This is a genomic window from Bacteroidota bacterium (assembly GCA_016722375.1).
Taxonomy (GTDB): domain Bacteria; phylum Bacteroidota; class Bacteroidia; order Chitinophagales; family LD1; genus Bog-950.
The window spans coordinates 155,946-172,838 of the sequence record JADKJG010000007.1 but is presented as its reverse complement, the minus strand read 5'-3'; the positions used below and the strand labels follow the sequence as shown (position 1 = coordinate 172,838).

Genomic DNA, 16,893 nt, shown 5'->3' with positions numbered 1-16,893 from the left:
GAAGTTTCACTCCTCTTTCTGCTTATAATCTAACTGACCGCCCAACTGATTCATTTGCGTTAGGATAAATATCTGACGCTTCAACACATAACCCGAAGGATGGGCGGGATTAAATTTTCGAGGATTGGGCAAACAAACCGCCAGCAAAGCTGCCTGCGCGCTATTCAACTCGGCAGCGGGGCGATGAAAATAATACTCTGAAGCTGCTTCGGCACCATAGATTCCATCTCCCATTTCAATCACGTTGAGGTACACCTCCATGATGCGCTCTTTGCTCCAAAGAAGTTCTATCAAACCGGTGAAATATACTTCCAGTCCTTTGCGGATGAAATTGCGCCCTTGCCACAGAAAAACATTCTTGGCGCACTGCTGCGAAATAGTAGAAGCGCCGTGAATACGCGGGTGTTTTCTTTTCTGTTGCTTTTCGTTGTGCTTCACGGCTTTTCCAATTGCATCCAAATCAAAACCATAATGAAATAGAAAGTTTTGGTCTTCCGAGGCCACCACCGCCAGTTGAAGATGGTTGGAAATCTTGGCAATGGAAGTCCAGTCTTTATCCAGCCTCATCTCTTTCCCATCCATCTTCTGTTCTACACATCGTTGCAACATCAGGAACGTAAACGGCACCGGAACAAAGCGAAACACAATAACGAGTGCTATTGTAAAAACTAAAAAGTACAAGAGGGCTTTCCAAATGAAGCACCAAACTTTGCGAAGCATATTCAGGCGAAAATAAAATTAGCTGGCTACCGATACCATCGCTCCGAGCGATGGTATCGGTAATTGGACTTAACCAAATTCTGTTTCACGGTTTCCATCTTTCCGATACATTTGGGCGATGTATCTAAATTCTATAAGAGGGAAATGGGCGCTCATCACGGGGGCCACTTCCGGTTTTGGAAAAGCCACTGCCGAACTGTTTGCCAAAGAAGGCTGTAACCTGATCCTTACCGGCAGAAGAGGTGACCGGTTGGAAATCTTCAGCAACATCTTGAAAGAAAAATACGAGATTCAAGTGTTGCCTTATCGTTTTGATGTGCGCGAAATGAGCCAGTGTGTCGAGATGGCCAATGATTTGGCCTCGCGCGAAATTGTGCCCGACATCCTCGTCAACAACGCCGGACTGGCTTCGGGAAAAAATAAAATTCACGAAGGGTTGGTGAGCGATTGGGAAAAGATGATTGACACCAATATCAAAGGACTGCTTTACATCACGCGCTCCATACTGCCGATGATGGTAGAGCGCAACGAAGGGCACGTCATCAACATAGGCTCTGTGGCGGGGCATCTTGTCTATCCTGAAGGCAACGTTTACAATGCCACAAAATATGCGGTCAAGGCATTGAACGAAGGCATCAATCTCGATTTAGTAGGCACCAATATCCGTTGCTGCTCGGTGGATCCGGGAGCGGCAGAAACAGAATTTAGCGAAGTGCGTTTTCACGGTGATAAAGAAAAGGCAAAGAAAATCTATGAAGGCTATCAGCCGCTGCAAGCAGAGGATGTGGCCGAAGTCATTTACTTTGTGGTCACTTCGCCGCCGCATGTCAATATCACCAACATCGTTGTTTATCCAACAGCACAAAGAAGTGTTTATGTGTGGGATAAAAATAGTTGACGGTTGACCGCTGACAGAAATAAATCGTAATTATCTATCTAAAATCTAAAACCATTTATGCTCTATCTTACCGAACAAGTCCAAAACATTAAGAGTTACCACTTCGCTCACCTTCTGATGGAAGAAAAAAACCACGTCCTTACCATCACCCTCAACCGGCCCGAAAAGAAAAACGCCTTGAACGACATCATGACGCGCGAGCTGGCCTTTGCGCTCAGCTATGCTCGAACCAACCATCAAATCTGGGTGGTGGTCATTGCCGCCAAGGGCAATATATTTTGCGCCGGTGCCGACCTCAAAGCCATGTTGGGCGAGCAACAAGAAAGCGCCTCTACGGTTCCCGAAGCGAACGGCGAAATCGTGATCGGCAATGTATTCAACGCCCTGCATAAACCCTGCATTGCCAAAGTACATGCACCGGTCTATGCCGGCGGCTTCCTGATTATCTGCGGCTGCACCCACGTCATATCCGTTGACGATGCCATCTTCAGCCTGCCCGAAGTGAAACTCGGGCTTTATCCCTTTCAGGTCATGCAAAGTATGTTGCAGATCATGCCGCCGCGCCAAGTGCTCGATGCCTGCATGCGCGCCAAAACATTCACCGCCGCCGAAGCCGAAAAGGCCGGACTGGTGAGCAAGGTGGTGAGCCAAGAAAAATTAGATGCAGCGGTGCAGGCCCTGGCCGATGAACTGATGCAATATTCTCCTTCCGGCATCCGCCTTGGTCTCGAAGCCTTTGAAAACCTCAAGAGCGTTCCCGCCGAAGAAGCTCATGCCTACATGAAACAAATGTTCGGCGAAGCCCAAAGAACCGACGATGCCAAAGAAGGTTTGCTGGCTTTCAAAGAAAAGCGCAAACCGGTCTGGAAAGGATAGATGCCGACCGACACCGCTGGGTACGAAAAGAGAAACCTTCGTGATCCTTCCTAAAACATAAAATAAAAATTTGGGCGCGACCCCATGCTGAAACGCAAGGGGTCAGGCTATCCGTTCCAATCTTCCCGACTGAAACGTCGGGAAGGATTTCCACTTCCATCCTTCGCGCAGCTTCGTCCTCATATATCAACAGATGACATTGAGGTTCCGATCCCGATAATAATAAACAAGTATCGGAAGAAGCCCCGCCTGACCGTTTCAGGCGGGCAGGAATCTTCCATGGTGTATTTTGTATTGCTGCCTCTCTTTCGGAAAGGAAAGAAACAGCCGCCATTATTAGCTTACTTTTCCCTTAACTTAATGACATTGCCCTAAGCCCTCCAAAGAAGTCCTTTGGAATTGTGCGTGGCGTGTGTGGTGATAAATTAAACTACAAAAGTCTTAAAGACTTTTGTAGTCTTCGATAAAGCTATCCAGTTTTCCAATTCGCTTCCTCAATTTATGCGAAGCCATTTCAGATTCGGCAAATGCCTCCACAACTTATGGAGAGTCATTCTAGATTTGGCAAATGGTTCCCCAACTCATGGAGAGCCATTCCAGATTTGGCTCATGCAGGTCAGCGGGTTTGGGTGCGCAGGTGCGGGCTGTAATTGTGTTCAAAACAGGGTTGTTTTTTTGCTAAAGCCAAGTCGGTTTTGCACTAAACGCTCCGCCGTAAATGGCAGTTTATAACACCATGCTTCTGCGTGGTGAGCATCGGGTATGTAGTAAAGGGCTTTAGCCCTGAAGGAGCTATATTTCTATACCGATAGGTGTCCGGCCTACCGAAATCAGCTTCGGTGGGTGAGGCAGCCACGGATAGAAAAAAGGGGGAAAGAACTCCCTGCCAGCACCACCATCGTTCATAGCGATGGTGGTGCTTTTTTATTTTTATTTAATGAAAACATGGATGAGGGAATATTATGCCAAGAGAAAGTGGGTCATTTGGGGTTGGGTAATGCTTATTGCCTTTGGAATAAGTTTGAGCTTAGATATCTCCATGAGTGGAGGGGAGTGGAGCATGAGTGGCGTTTATATAGCATTGATTTGTATAGGAGTAGGCTTGCTATCTATCGTTCCTGAGATTATGAAAGGTTTTGTACTTCCACTTCGTCCTCAATATTGGCCCGCCTATCATATTACAGTAGGCATTGTTGTCAATCTCTTCATGATTTATGTATTTTATTGGATGCTGAGTTTTTTCCCAAATGCGTCTAATTGGTGGTGGCTGCTTTTATCTGCACGTATCATCTACTACTGGTATGGAAAAGATATCAGGAAAGAAGAGCCACCGTTAGAAATAAAGCAGGAATCAAAGGCGATAAGGTATGTGATTATTGGCTCAATGGTTCTCTTGGCGGCTATCTACCTGTATTTGAAAATTTCGTGGTGGATGAAGGGATGAGGGACATAGCTTTGACAACTTTAGAATTTGTCAACGCGGTGATAAAGAGCGCTGCACCGGCTGTTTGCGGCAGGGAAGCCTTAACCGGCCCGCCGGATTGTTAGAAAAAGGACAAAAAGTGTAGAGGATAGTATCCATTTTATGCTATCCTTTACATGTTGTCCTCAGGATAGAACGGAAATCCGGCCACCTAACCCCCGATGGGGGTACAATGCAAAAGTATTCTGCGCTGTCTTTATCCCCCCTTCGGGGGTTAGGGAGCCGCGCGAGGGCGGAGTGATTCAATTTTAGAACACGTTGACAAAGCCCAGTTGAACCACCAGCCCGCGGGGATAGATGGAGTAGGATTTGTCTGTGATGGAGTGGAGCAGGTTGTAGGAAACCATGATGGGGAAGAAGAAGTTTTTGCTCTGTAATAGATTATATCCGCCGCCCACGAGCAAGGCGGGAATGGTTTCTGCACTTTTGGGAAATAAAACCCTTCGCTATAGTTATTGGGGTTTTAGGAACGGGCGAGGTGTTCAGGTCAGATAAGTCGCGGTGAAGCACCTCGAAGCGAGTGCGGGCAAAAAAGCCTCGCCAGATATTGTACTGAGCAAAGACACCGCCGCCGTAGGTGTGATAGCGCGCTTTGGCGCTGCCCACTTGGTTGCCAAATGCATCGGTCACTATGATACCTGAAAAACCGGTATAGAAATAGGTGATTCCGCCACCGAGGCACAGGCCTTTCCAAACGTTGTAGCCCACATAGGGAGAGAGTCCGGCATCTATCCGGCCTTGCCCGATGCTGAAATTGAAGTTGGGTTCGATGATGAATTTCGACAAGTCAATTTTCTTCTTCTTTTTGAAGCTGCGGAAACCGTCGGTGTTTCTGCTGCGGTAGGAGGTGTCCTGTATTTGCGGCTTGCTGGAAGGAGGGGGGAGTTCATCGTCTTGTGCAAATGAAACATTTGTGCCGATCAGAGCAACAACGAACAGAAGCAAAAGTTTTTTCACGATAATTATTTGGAAGCTAAACGGAATCGAAGATAAATTGTTTTAGGATAAGAATGTTTTTTTTGAAAGTTAAGGGTTGTGAAGGGTGTTAAATTGGCAGGAGTGAATATTTGCCTCGATTTTATGCTGCGTTGGGGATTGTCTCTAGATAATCTAAAATTTCTTGTTAGTATTGAGTCTTGGCAAGTTCTTTTTTTAAAGTTTAACCTAAATAACATCCTATGAAAAAAGTTTTCCTTCCTCGTTTTTTCGCTCTTGGTTATCTATTGTTTGGTATGGTTTGTTTTGCGATGGCGCAAACGTATTGTACGCCATCAGCCACGAATGCCTGTACGACCAATTCTGGCAATGAAACGATTAGCAACTTCACGCTCGGTGCTATCAATAATAATTCCGCTTGTTCACCAACGAATTATGAAGATTTTTCGTCGCCCACCACGTATCCTGCGATTGTAACCACCCTGGCTTCGCCGAGCAGTAACATTCCATACTCGGTGACTATGCTTCACGCTGATTTATCCAGTCCTTATGCGATTGTGATATGGATTGACCTCGATGGTGACGGAACGTTTGCTGCTAACGAAATTGTAGCACAGCGGGCCTTTGCTACGGATTGTTCGCTTTTGTGCAACAACGTAGTAAAGAGCGGAACGCTTAACATTCCGGCGGGCGTATCTGCCGGGACAAAGCGTTTGCGAGTGCGCGCCATCTATAATGGAAACGCGATTGATCCCTGTGCTAATATTAATTATGGTGAAGCGGAAGACTATCGGGTAATCATGACGGGCTCTGTTCCGGTTACGGATATTACGGTGGGAACCGTTACGTCGCTCAGCTATTGCGCGGGCGATGCTATCAGCGTTCCTTATACTATTTCCGGCACTTTCACTTCCGGCAATATTTATACTGCACAGCTTTCTGATGCCGCTGGTAGCTTTGCCACTCCGGTCAGCCTTGGAACTTTGAGTAGCACCGCAACAGGAGCCGTGAGTGGAACCATTCCATCAAACACCGCTTATGGTACTGGTTATAAGATTCGAATCATTTCCAGCAATCCGGCAGATACTAGTTCAAACAATAGTGTTTCGATTACCGTCAATGATAAAAAGCCGGTGAGTGTTTCAATTAGTGCCAATCCTTCGGGCAGTATTTGCTCTGGTTCTAATGTTACGTTTACGGCTACCCCGGTTAACGGTGGTGCTGGTCCGACTTATGTATGGAAAGTGAATGGGAATGTTGTAGGAGGCAGTAGCGCTACATTTGCCAGTACGACTTTGAATGATAATGATATGGTGGAATGTGTCTTGACCTCAAACGCTGTTTGTGCCACCGGTTCACCGGCTACCGCTACTGCGCTTACTATGTCGGTAGGTTCTGCATTCAATGCGGGTACTGTTTCGGCACAAAGCAACGCTATTTGTATGGGAACTCAGGCAAACTTGAGTGTTACCGGAAATTCAGGACCTATTCAATGGCAATCTTCGATTGATGGCACTAACTTTTCGAATGTTACAGGCGCCACAGATACTACTTACAATGCAAGTCCTATTATAACTACCTACTACCAAGTGTATGGAGGAAGTGGTAATTGTATCGGCTCTTCCAATATTCTTCAATTGGTGGTTAATCCGTTGCCCACCGCTCCGGTTATTACCACCGGTGACTCGTTGATTTGTTCGAGTGATTCAACGGAGGTTTGTGTTACGGGAGGAACATTCGATACTTATTTGTGGAATAACGGTGGTACTAATTCTTGTTCGTACGCAAAGTTTGCAGGAGCAGTCTGGGTGAATGTTACGGATGCCAATGGTTGTGGCGCTCAATCCAACCGAATCAATATTTCGATTCATTCTGTTTCCAGTGTATCTATTATCCGGCAAGGCGATACGCTAACGTCATTCGGTGCTGTGACTTATCAATGGATTAAGAACGGAGCGGATATTCCAGGGGCCAATACCCCTTTTTATGTCGCGAAAGATCCGGGTGACTATGCTGTGCGCATTACAGACGCTAATGGTTGTGCAAGCACCTCTGCCAGTGTAAATATTACCGTGGGTATTAATGAGGTTAATTTCAATAAGGATATTTATGTTTTCCCAAATCCAGCATCTGGTTTTATCAATGTTCAATATACCGGCAATCAGACGCTGAGGTGTCAATTAAAAATGTACAATGTGGTAGGCGAAAGTGTAAAAGAGGAGTTCGTTACTTTTCATGGAAAGAGAACAGAAGTGGTTGATATTCACGGCTTGTCCTCCGGCGTTTACCTGATGCAACTTGAATCTGGTCAGAATAAAATATCCAGAAAGATTATAGTGGAATAAAGTAGCGATGGATTAAAATAAAAAGGGCGAAGAAATTTCTTCGCCCTTTTTATTTTGTGGAGCTGGTGGGATTCGAACCCACGTCCGGACAAGTTGACGATAAACTATCTACATGTGTAGTTACTTATTGATTGTCGGAATCGAGCCGGATAAGTAACCCTCCAACTCTTTTCTTACATCTGTCATACGCTTCGAAACAAGTAGATGAATCTTGAATCGGGCGTCACCAATTTTTGGTTGCTGGCACGCTGTGTATGGTGCCTCAAGCGTGAAGCAAATGGTGGTTAATCTCTAAGATTAAGCAGCCATGGCGTAAGAATCTTCGCCAGTTAAAACTATTTCGCGCAATGGATTAACGTGGTATTACACACCCACGGCACGCTGGTTTACCTCCAATGCTTCCCGTCAATTCCGGTCAGCCCCAATTTCGGTTGACAGTTAACAGCGGACAGATAGAAATATATACAAAATGTATTACCCCAAACTGCAAACCGCGAACTGCAAACCAATTGTCAAAGAACTGTACAAAGATACGCAAAATACCGGCCAATCGTTTCATCGGACAAGATTGGCAGGCTATATTTTATACTTTTGGCTTTTTCTATGAAGATTGGAATACTAAAGGAAACAAAGGTACCTCAAGATAACCGAGTACCACTAACCCCTTCTCAATGCGCCCGACTGAAGGAGGAGAATCCGGAAATGGAAATTTTCGTTCAGCCATGTGCGTACCGCTGTTACAGTGATGACGAGTACCGATATCAGGGAATTGAGATTAAAGAAGATTTAAAAGAGTGCGAGGTGCTATTAGGGGTTAAAGAGATTCCTCCTGATTATTTAATTCCGAACAGAACCTATTTTCTCTTTTCACATACCATCAAGAAGCAGCCACATAATAAGAAGTTGCTGCGAGCCTTCTTGGACAAGAATATCCGGTTGATAGACTGGGAGGCACTGACCGATGAAAAAGGTAAACGCCTGATTGCTTTTGGACGCTGGGCTGGAATTGTCGGCGCTTATCATGCCATTAGGATGATAGGATTAAGGACGGGTTTGTTTTCTATCAAACAGATGAGTGAGTGCCGCAATTTTGCTGAAGCCCAAAGGGAGTTGACCAATTTAAAATTACCTGTGTTCAAAATAGTTTTAACCGGCACCGGAAGAGTATCAGACGGTGCCGACTTTCTTTTAAACCTTATGGGAATCAAGAAAGTAAGCCCTTATAATTTCTGCTATAATGATTTTGAAGAGAGTGTTTACACCCAGCTAGCGAGCGGAGATATGTATCACCGGGAAGGATTTGAGAAATTTGACCACAGCGATTATCGCGCCCATCCCGAGATGTATCATTCTAATTTCTATCCCTTTACCAAAGCTTCAGATGTGTTGATCAATGGAATTTATTGGGATAAGAGAATTCCGGTCTTCTTTAATAAAGAGCAGATGAAGGAGAAAGACTTTCGAATAAAAATCATTTCCGACATCACCTGTGATATTGCTCCAGACGCTTCCATCCCTTCCACGCTCCAGCCTTCCACTATTTCAGATCCCTATTACGGTTATGATCCGCATCAAGAAAGTGTCATATCACCTTTCGGAAACAATTCAATTGATGTCATGGCGGTAGATAATCTGCCAAACGAACTTCCGCGTGATGCATCCGAGGATTTTGGTAATATGCTTATCAGCCGGATTCTGCCTGAGTTGAAAAAGTCGGAGAGCAAAATTCTATATAACGGTACTATCACTATTGGTGGGAAATTAAACCTGCCTTATCAATATCTGTCCGATTATGCATCTGCCAATTGAATGTTTTGCTGCGTTTTGGAAAATAGTAGTCGAAAAATTTTCATTTTACGCTTCAGTCCCTAATTTTGTTGCTCCCTAAACACAAAGTATTTGTATGACTAACTCAGTATTGTTTAAAAGTTCAATTGGAAAGAAACTCTTGATGAGTTTGACTGGATTATTTCTAATTGTTTTTCTTGTTGTCCACGCAAGTATCAATTCCATGATTTGGTTTAATGATGGTGGAGTTACCTTTAGCCATTGGGGACATTTCATGGGAACCAATCTGATTATGCGCACAATGGAAATTGTATTGGTGGCGGGCTTTTTGGTACACATAGTTGATGGATTAATGCTATGGAAACAGAATCGGGATGCCCGCCCGGTTAAATACGCCTATAATGATCCATCAGCGAATTCTAAATGGTATTCGCGCAGCATGGGCTTGCTGGGAACCTTAATTCTTATTTTCCTGATTATCCATACATCTCACTTCTGGATTCCTAACCGAGCGAATCAGTTTATGACGGGCGAAGAGCTAAATCTTTTTCAAATGATGCAAAATGAATTCAGCGAATGGTATGTCGTGCTTATATACTGCGCTGGTTGCTTTTCGCTTTTCTGGCATCTCCTTCACGGATTCAAAAGCGCCTTTCAATCCTTGGGGCTGAATCATCTAAAGTATAATAAAGCCATTGCTATAACCGGTATGGCTTTTTCAATAATTGTGCCCTTTATTTTTGCCATGATGCCGATTAGCATGTATTTTGGATGGGTGAAATAATCACAAACTATTAACGACTAAACTATTAACCGTACCATGTCTGAACTCAATTCAAAAATTCCCGACGGGCCACTTACTGAAAAGTGGAGCAACTATAAAGAGCATGCCAAGTTGGTCAATCCGGCCAATAAGCGCAAATTGGATGTTATTGTAATCGGAACGGGTCTTGCGGGAGCTTCTGCCGCAGCTACCCTTGCAGAACTTGGTTATAAGGTGAAAGCTTTCTGTTTTCAGGATTCTCCCCGCCGAGCACACTCAATAGCAGCACAAGGGGGCATCAATGCTTCTAAGAATTATAAGAACGACGGTGACTCGGTCTTCCGATTGTTCTACGATACCATCAAGGGGGGCGACTTCCGCTCTCGCGAAGGGAATGTTTACCGTCTTTCAGATGTATCTAGAAATATTATTGACCAGTGTGTGGCTCAAGGAGTTCCATTTGCACGAGAGTACGGCGGTCTTTTAGATAATCGCTCCTTTGGAGGAGCACAGGTTTCTAGGACATTCTATGCCCGTGGACAAACCGGTCAGCAGCTTTTGCTTGGTGCTTATGGTGCTTTAGAAAGGCAAATTGGTTTGGGCAACGTAACCATGTATTCCCGCCATGAGATGGTTGAAGTAGTCACTATCGAAAGGAAAGCGCGTGGCATCATTGCCCGTGATTTAATTAGTGGAAAATTAGAAAGACACTTTGGTCATGCAGTACTTCTTTGTTCTGGTGGATACGGAAACGTTTTTTTTCTTTCTACCAATGCGATGGGAAGCAACGTCACCGCTGCATGGAAGGCGCACAAGAAAGAAGCCTATTTCGCCAATCCCTGTTACACTCAAATCCACCCTACCTGCATACCTGTAACTGGTGATTATCAGTCCAAGCTCACCTTGATGAGTGAATCATTGAGAAATGATGGAAGAGTTTGGGTGCCTAAAAAGAAAGAAGATTCAGAAGCTATCAGAAAGAGTAATAAGAAGGCGGAAGACATCAAAGAAGAAGACCGTGATTATTATCTCGAAAGAAAATATCCTTCTTTCGGTAACCTTTGCCCACGCGATATTGCTTCACGTGCTGCGAAAGAAGTATGCGACGAAGGTCGCGGTATTGTTCCTTCTGGTTTCGGTGTATTTCTTGATTTCAAAGATGCCATTAATCGCTTAGGAATAGACGTGGTAAAAGCCCGCTATGGTGAGTTATTTCCGATGTATCAGAATATCACAAATGAAGATCCATTGAAAACACCCATGAAAATTTATCCCGCTGTGCACTATACTATGGGTGGTTTGTGGGTGGACTATGAATTGATGACTAGTGTGCCCGGATTATATTGTTTGGGGGAGGCCAACTTCAGCGACCACGGTGCGAACCGTTTAGGTGCCTCTGCTTTGATGCAGGGACTGGCCGATGGTTACTTCGTTATTCCTTATACCATAGGAAATTACTTGTCTTCCGAAATTTTTGTTCAACGTATTCCTACCGATCATCCGGCATTTGTAGAAGCGGAAAAGGAAGTTCAGGAACGTTCTGAAAGGCTGATGAATGTTAAAGGCAAACGAACCGTAGATGATTTCCATAAACATCTGGGAAAAATCATGTGGGAATATTGCGGCATGGCTCGAACCGCCGAAGGCTTAACCAAGGCTCGCAAGCTGATTCAGGATTTGCGTAAAGAATTTTGGATGGATGTAAAAATCCCTGGAATCCTGAATGAATTTAATCCCGAGTTTGATAAAGCAAGTCGTGTGGCGGACTTTATGGAGTTAGGAGAGTTGATGGTTATAGATGCTTTGAATAGGAATGAAAGCTGTGGCGGACATTTCAGAACAGAGTATCAGGAAGCCGGCGAAGCCAAGCGCGACGACGCAAACTATGCTTTCGCCTCTGCTTGGGAATTTAAAGGCGTAGATGCCGACCCTGTGTTGCACAAAGAAGAATTGAAGTTTGAGAATATTGAGTTACAAGTAAGAAGCTATAAATAGAGAGAACATGAAATTCAACTTAAAAGTCTGGAGACAAAAAAATGCGAATACCACTGGTAAACTCGTTGACTACACCATTGACAACATCACCGGTGATATGAGTTTCCTTGAAATGGTGGATGTGCTGAACGATGAACTCATCCGTAAAGATGAAGACCCGGTGGCTTTTGACCACGACTGTCGTGAAGGAATCTGCGGCATGTGTTCTATGTATATCAATGGGCGCGCCCATGGGCCTCACCATGCCGCTACGACTTGCCAATTATATATGCGTTCCTTCAAGGATGGCGAAACGGTTTATGTAGAGCCTTTCCGTGCACAGGCGTTTCCGGTAATAAAAGATCTTTCGGTGGACCGCACCGCCTTCGACCGCGTGATTGCTGCCGGTGGTTTTGTGTCGGTCAATACCGGTCAAGCTCAGGACGCAAACAATATTCCGGTAGAGAAGGCGATGTCAGAGAAAGCGATGGATGCAGCAGCCTGTATCGGTTGCGGAGCTTGTGTGGCTGCCTGTCCCAACTCGTCGGCGATGTTGTTTGTTTCGGCTAAAATTTCCCAGTTGGCTTTGTTGCCGCAGGGCGAAGCCGAAAGAAAACTCCGTGCAGTGAATATGGTTGATCAGATGGACGAAGAAGGTTTTGGAAACTGCACCAACATCGGTGCTTGCGAAGCGGAATGCCCTAAAGAAATCACGCTGGCTAATATCGCAAGAATGAACCGTGAATATCTCTTTGCGAGTATTGTAGCAGAATAAATCATTTTCCAATTTCATTGGTAACACAGAGGAGGCAATCCGTCAGGAATGCCTCCTTTTTTTTAAACGTACCTTCCCACCCAATCATGATAGATAAAATACTCTCGAACCTCAAAATAGATTCGCTCAACGAAATGCAGGAGGCTACTTTGAAAGCTGCTCAAAGCCATAAAGACATCGTCCTGCTTTCGCCCACCGGTTCTGGCAAAACCCTTGCTTTCCTTCTACCCTTACTTTCCTATCTGAAAACCGAAGTGAAAGGCGTACAGTCTTTGATATTAGTACCCAGCCGCGAACTGGCTATGCAGATTGAACAAGTATTCAAATCTATGGGCACCGGTTTCAAAATCAACTGTTGTTACGGGGGACACGATACCAAGGTAGAACGCAACAATTTCATTCATCCACCGGCGGTACTTGTCGGCACACCCGGTCGCATTGTCTATCATATCGAAAGGGAAAGTTTCGACACCGGTACCGTCAAAACCCTGGTGCTAGATGAGTTCGACAAATCACTTGAATTCGGCTTTCAGCGCGAAATGGAATTTATCATCCAACATCTTCCCAACCTCAGCAAGCGCATCCTCACCTCCGCCACTCAGGGTGTTGAGATTCCGTCCTTTGCGGGCCTGAAAGAAACTGAACACATCAACTTTCTGAAAGCGCATGTCACTCCGCAACTTGATTTGAAAACTGTCCGCGCCTATGACAAAGACAAACTCCAGGCCCTGATGGCTCTCCTTGCGCAAATCGGTCACGAAACCACGCTCGTCTTTTGCAACCACCGCGATGCGGTAGATCGCATCAGCGCCCTGCTCCACGAAAAAGGAGTGATTCACGATGTCTATCACGGCAAACTCGAACAGGACGAGCGCCAACTCGCCCTTGTCAAATTTCGCAACGGCAGCAACCGCATTCTCATCACCACCGACCTCGCCTCGCGCGGCCTCGACATCCCCGCCATCCGCCACGTCGTTCACTACCAGCTTCCGCACACCATCGAAGCATACACCCACCGGAACGGTCGCACTGCTCGCATGCACGCCGACGGCACCGCCTACATGATTCTCAGCAAAGAAGAAACCATGCCGCCCTTCATCACTGCTCCAGCGCCGGTGCTTGACCTGCCCGAAGATTATACGCTCCCAGGCCCCGCCGATTGGGCCACCATCTACATCTCTGCCGGGAAAAAAGACAAAGTGAACAAGATAGACATAGTCGGCTTCCTCATCCAAAAAGGGGGACTCCTCAAAGAAGAACTTGGATTGATAGAAGTCCAAGACTATATCGCCTACGTCGCCGTCCGCAGAAACAAAATCATAGCTGTACTTGAAAAGGTTCGCGGACAGAAACTGAAAAACAAAAGCGTGAAATTGGTCTTGCAGGAATAAGGAGAAAGAGACCGACTTTGCGCCGAAGCAAGCTCAACAATATGATTGCTTGGTGTTACATCTTCCAAAAACATTGGGCAAGCATCGCGTACTAATATACTGCCGATTAAATCTATTGGACTTCCCCATTTGGTTTTATATGTACGATTGAATACATAGTGACGCCGCAATAACCAGTGTGCTTTTTCAGCATTGGGAGCGCAAATATTCTTCATCCATCAAGACCTCTACCTCGTCAGGGCTGATGTCTAACCCATCAGGATTGATGTCTAACTCATCAGGGTTGATGTCTAACTCATCAGGGTTGATGTCTAACTCATCAAGGTTGATGTCTAACGCGTCAGGGTTGATGTCTAACCCGTCAGGGTTGATGTCTACCTCGTCAGGGTTGATGTCTAACCCATCAGGATTGATGTCTAACCCGTTAGGGTTGATGTCTAACTCGTCAGGGTTGATGTCTAACCCATCAGGATTGATGTCTAACTCATCAGGGTGGATGTCTAATTTGGCAAAACAGGTCTCTGTTTTTCAAAAAGAGACGCCCACCCTATATTTCGATCATTTTTATGTTAAAATCATCAAAAAAAGCACTTTAGATGCTGTGTCATAAATCCGCTTTTTAATCAGAAATCAAACAAAATATTACTTACACCACCCGTTTTAGACCTCGGGAACAAAACTCTGGAAGGAAAGATAGATCTGACCAGGCCTATGGCTACCAAAATGAACGGAAATTCTAATGACACCAACCCAAGCCCGACGATAGCCCCTGTAGCGAAGTACCAACCATTGTGATAGCACCACATATCTAAACTATCCAAAAAACAGATTAGGCTTTCCCGGAGGCGAAAGGCTTTGGGAGTTTTTTATTTACAATAAAGATTGGTAAGCACTGGTAGATTATTCAGGTCAAGCGGTTTCAGTTTTCCTCGGTTTTCTATCGTGAGGAATTGGTATCCGAATTTTGAAAGAAAGTCAAGCAAATCGTTTTGGGTATAGCCGGCAGCTTCACAATTTTCTTTGCTGAACTCCATAATGATTTTGGGATGAAATTGCTCCAGAATTTTTGTAGCACCTTTCAAGGCGAACAGTTCAGAACCTTCTACATCAATTTTAATCACATCGGGTGTCGGAAGATGGTTTGACTCCAATAATTCATCCATCTTCTCCAACTGGATTTTGTGTAGAAAAGAACTTCTTTCCTGCGTACCGAAAAGTGTATGAAGCCCATCCTCATGCGAGCCTACAGCATTTACTTCGCTGGCGGCAAAGAGATCCGCTTCTCCTTTCTTATCAGACAAAGCAATATTGAAAGGGCTAATCCGATCTTGATACTGGTTGAGCGAAATATTTTCTTCCAGCAGTTGGTAAGTTTCTTTCATCGGCTCAAAAGAAACGACGCGACCTTTGCTGCCTATAAGGTGAGCGGCATACATGGTAAATTCGCCCATGTTGGCACCTACGTCATACAAAGTCATGCCGGGCTTCAAAATTTCATTCAACAAAAACATGGGTGCCCACTCATGCGCACCACGCCAATAAACCAAAGCGCCCATGCGATACGAGGCATTGACTTTGAGCCGATAACCGTTTAAGGAAATGGTGCGCCAGGCCTTTTCTGGGTTAGTAGAATAATATTTGGTGAAGAAATCATGAAGCGGTTTGGTAACAAAGTACATCCCCGGGATGAAGGAGAAGGTTCTGGTGGTGTATGAAATTCCGTCAGCAATTGTTTTTAGCATCGAAAAATAGTTTTGGTATAATTAGTTTTTATTTTGAAGAACCGCTTGATAAAGCTGGTGATGTTTCATTCCCACCACCGATGGCGAAAATATAGATTCGCCGTATTTGCGTAGTTCCTCCGGCTGGAATTGAAGATAATGGTCGAGCAGAAAAGAAATTGCTTTGCTTAGCTCATCTACGTTATTGGGTTCCACCAACACTCCGTTTTGTTCATTGACAAAATCTTCTGGCCCGCCACAGCGAGTGGCAATTACCGGTCTGCCATAATAAATAGATTCGGCAGTGACCAACGAATAGCCCTCAAAATTGCTGAACAGAATATGAAAGGCAGATTTTTCGAACCACTCGCGCTTTTCTTCATCCGAAACAAATCCCTGAAAGAGAATGATTCTGTCTAGAAGTTGAAGCCGTTGAGCGTGGCTTTTGTGTTGTTCTATTTCTTTGCCCTTGCCGATAAAATGAAGTTCGAAATCGGAACGATTCTTGGCAACTTCCGCAACAGCATCTATAATACCCGTAATGTTTTTTTGAAAGTCTCCTAAGGAAGAAACGTGCAACAAAATTTTCTTTCCTGTTTGGCGCTCTTCATCGCGGATAGATTTATTGTCGAGAAAAATAACGCTGGAGATAATGAATACATTGTCGGAAAGATTGAAATGATGGAAAGCCTCTTTCATGGCTTTGGAACAAACAATTACTCCGGATGAAAACATGGCGGTCAGCTTCATGCCGATTCTATGTGGCAACCATTTTTTTATCAAGCCTCTTTTAACTCTTATCGGAATATCCCAGTGTTCGGAATAAACAAAAGGAATGCTCCGGAAGAATTTGTAATACCACATCAGCACGACGGATGGCGAAACCACATTGAAGTGGAAAATATCAGGTCGCTTCATTTTGAATTCTTCTCCAATAATCCGGCGGAGATAGAAAATTCTTTTGATGGAATTGCCGATTAGGTCCAATGGCTTTAGACCCGTTTGAACCGGAGGGTAATAAATGGTTCGGACCTCCACCTGATTATATTTGTAATTGACTTCTTCGCTCGATTGCTTTAACCGTGCATCTTGCTCCGCAAAAAAAATGGTGACATCATCATTCACGGAAATAGCTTCTGCATAGTGTTTCAGAAATAACCCTTCAGAAGGATTGTTCCTGTTGGGAAACCAATTGCAGACAAAAAAAACGTTCATGATATTTC

The 16,893-nt window shown here is 44.8% G+C and carries 13 protein-coding genes and 1 other RNA gene; 9 read left to right on the top strand and 5 right to left on the bottom strand.

All coding sequences use genetic code 11. The features are described from left to right. Nucleotides 1-6: 6 nt before the first annotated feature. Nucleotides 7-720: a monofunctional biosynthetic peptidoglycan transglycosylase gene (mtgA, locus tag IPP77_11640; protein MBL0310290.1), complete on the bottom strand. Its 714-nt coding sequence runs from the start codon at nt 718-720 to the stop codon at nt 7-9. Nucleotides 721-838: 118 nt separating this feature from the next. Between mtgA and IPP77_11635 the strand changes: the two genes are divergently transcribed. From IPP77_11635 to IPP77_11625, 3 genes are all read left to right on the top strand, one after another. Then, on the top strand, nt 839-1,618 hold the full coding sequence (locus tag IPP77_11635; protein MBL0310289.1) for an SDR family NAD(P)-dependent oxidoreductase: 780 nt from the start codon (nt 839-841) through the stop codon (nt 1,616-1,618). A gap of 57 nt (nt 1,619-1,675) precedes the next feature. After that, nucleotides 1,676-2,494: an enoyl-CoA hydratase/isomerase family protein gene (locus IPP77_11630; GenBank protein MBL0310288.1), complete on the top strand. Its 819-nt coding sequence runs from the start codon at nt 1,676-1,678 to the stop codon at nt 2,492-2,494. Between the two features lie 937 nt (nt 2,495-3,431). Further along, nucleotides 3,432-3,938, top strand: a complete 507-nt coding sequence (locus tag IPP77_11625; protein MBL0310287.1) for a hypothetical protein — start codon at nt 3,432-3,434, stop codon at nt 3,936-3,938. Between the two features lie 420 nt (nt 3,939-4,358). On the opposite strand, the gene IPP77_11620 is transcribed toward IPP77_11625, so the two are convergent. Then, nucleotides 4,359-4,934 carry a hypothetical protein gene (locus IPP77_11620; GenBank protein ID MBL0310286.1) on the bottom strand — a complete coding sequence of 192 codons (576 nt, stop codon included), beginning with the start codon at nt 4,932-4,934 and terminating at the stop codon, nt 4,359-4,361. A gap of 221 nt (nt 4,935-5,155) precedes the next feature. Here IPP77_11620 and IPP77_11615 point away from each other — a divergent pair, with 221 nt between their 5' ends. After that, entirely contained in the window at nt 5,156-7,258 is a 2,103-nt protein-coding gene (locus IPP77_11615) for a T9SS type A sorting domain-containing protein (GenBank protein ID MBL0310285.1), read from the top strand. A gap of 54 nt (nt 7,259-7,312) precedes the next feature. On the opposite strand, the gene ssrA is transcribed toward IPP77_11615, so the two are convergent. Continuing rightward, nucleotides 7,313-7,681: a transfer-messenger RNA gene (ssrA, locus tag IPP77_11610) on the bottom strand. A gap of 180 nt (nt 7,682-7,861) precedes the next feature. Between ssrA and IPP77_11605 the strand changes: the two genes are divergently transcribed. The 5 genes from IPP77_11605 to IPP77_11585 all read left to right on the top strand — a co-directional run bounded on the left by IPP77_11605 (nt 7,862) and on the right by IPP77_11585 (nt 13,949). Next, nucleotides 7,862-9,067, top strand: coding sequence for an alanine dehydrogenase (locus tag IPP77_11605; GenBank protein MBL0310284.1), 1,206 nt, complete (start codon nt 7,862-7,864; stop codon nt 9,065-9,067). A 94-nt stretch (nt 9,068-9,161) separates the two neighbouring features. Then, nucleotides 9,162-9,830 carry a succinate dehydrogenase cytochrome b subunit gene (locus IPP77_11600; protein MBL0310283.1) on the top strand — a complete coding sequence of 223 codons (669 nt, stop codon included), beginning with the start codon at nt 9,162-9,164 and terminating at the stop codon, nt 9,828-9,830. 36 nt (nt 9,831-9,866) lie between these two features. Next, the gene (locus IPP77_11595) at nt 9,867-11,804 is read left to right on the top strand and encodes a fumarate reductase/succinate dehydrogenase flavoprotein subunit (protein ID MBL0310282.1); all 1,938 of its coding nucleotides are present in this window, start codon (nt 9,867-9,869) and stop codon (nt 11,802-11,804) included. A gap of 7 nt (nt 11,805-11,811) precedes the next feature. Continuing rightward, nucleotides 11,812-12,558 carry a succinate dehydrogenase/fumarate reductase iron-sulfur subunit gene (locus IPP77_11590; GenBank protein MBL0310281.1) on the top strand — a complete coding sequence of 249 codons (747 nt, stop codon included), beginning with the start codon at nt 11,812-11,814 and terminating at the stop codon, nt 12,556-12,558. 86 nt (nt 12,559-12,644) lie between these two features. Continuing rightward, entirely contained in the window at nt 12,645-13,949 is a 1,305-nt protein-coding gene (locus IPP77_11585; GenBank protein MBL0310280.1) for a DEAD/DEAH box helicase, read from the top strand. A gap of 866 nt (nt 13,950-14,815) precedes the next feature. On the opposite strand, the gene IPP77_11580 is transcribed toward IPP77_11585, so the two are convergent. After that, nucleotides 14,816-15,691 carry an FkbM family methyltransferase gene (locus IPP77_11580; GenBank protein MBL0310279.1) on the bottom strand — a complete coding sequence of 292 codons (876 nt, stop codon included), beginning with the start codon at nt 15,689-15,691 and terminating at the stop codon, nt 14,816-14,818. A 21-nt stretch (nt 15,692-15,712) separates the two neighbouring features. Beyond that, nucleotides 15,713-16,885, bottom strand: a complete 1,173-nt coding sequence (locus IPP77_11575) for a glycosyltransferase family 4 protein (GenBank protein MBL0310278.1) — start codon at nt 16,883-16,885, stop codon at nt 15,713-15,715. Nucleotides 16,886-16,893: the final 8 nt, after the last annotated feature.

Excerpts from the sequence above, each read along its gene's own strand:
- mtgA (MBL0310290.1), bottom strand. The coding sequence starts at position 720 with ATGCTTCGCAAAGTTTGGTGCTTCATTTGGAAAGCCCTCTTGTACTTT.
- IPP77_11635 (MBL0310289.1), top strand. The coding sequence starts at position 839 with ATGTATCTAAATTCTATAAGAGGGAAATGGGCGCTCATCACGGGGGCC.
- IPP77_11630 (MBL0310288.1), top strand. The coding sequence starts at position 1,676 with ATGCTCTATCTTACCGAACAAGTCCAAAACATTAAGAGTTACCACTTC.
- IPP77_11625 (MBL0310287.1), top strand. The coding sequence starts at position 3,432 with ATGAAAACATGGATGAGGGAATATTATGCCAAGAGAAAGTGGGTCATT.
- IPP77_11615 (MBL0310285.1), top strand. The coding sequence starts at position 5,156 with ATGAAAAAAGTTTTCCTTCCTCGTTTTTTCGCTCTTGGTTATCTATTG.
- IPP77_11605 (MBL0310284.1), top strand. The coding sequence starts at position 7,862 with ATGAAGATTGGAATACTAAAGGAAACAAAGGTACCTCAAGATAACCGA.
- IPP77_11600 (MBL0310283.1), top strand. The coding sequence starts at position 9,162 with ATGACTAACTCAGTATTGTTTAAAAGTTCAATTGGAAAGAAACTCTTG.
- IPP77_11595 (MBL0310282.1), top strand. The coding sequence starts at position 9,867 with ATGTCTGAACTCAATTCAAAAATTCCCGACGGGCCACTTACTGAAAAG.
- IPP77_11590 (MBL0310281.1), top strand. The coding sequence starts at position 11,812 with ATGAAATTCAACTTAAAAGTCTGGAGACAAAAAAATGCGAATACCACT.
- IPP77_11585 (MBL0310280.1), top strand. The coding sequence starts at position 12,645 with ATGATAGATAAAATACTCTCGAACCTCAAAATAGATTCGCTCAACGAA.
- IPP77_11580 (MBL0310279.1), bottom strand. The coding sequence starts at position 15,691 with ATGCTAAAAACAATTGCTGACGGAATTTCATACACCACCAGAACCTTC.
- IPP77_11575 (MBL0310278.1), bottom strand. The coding sequence starts at position 16,885 with ATGAACGTTTTTTTTGTCTGCAATTGGTTTCCCAACAGGAACAATCCT.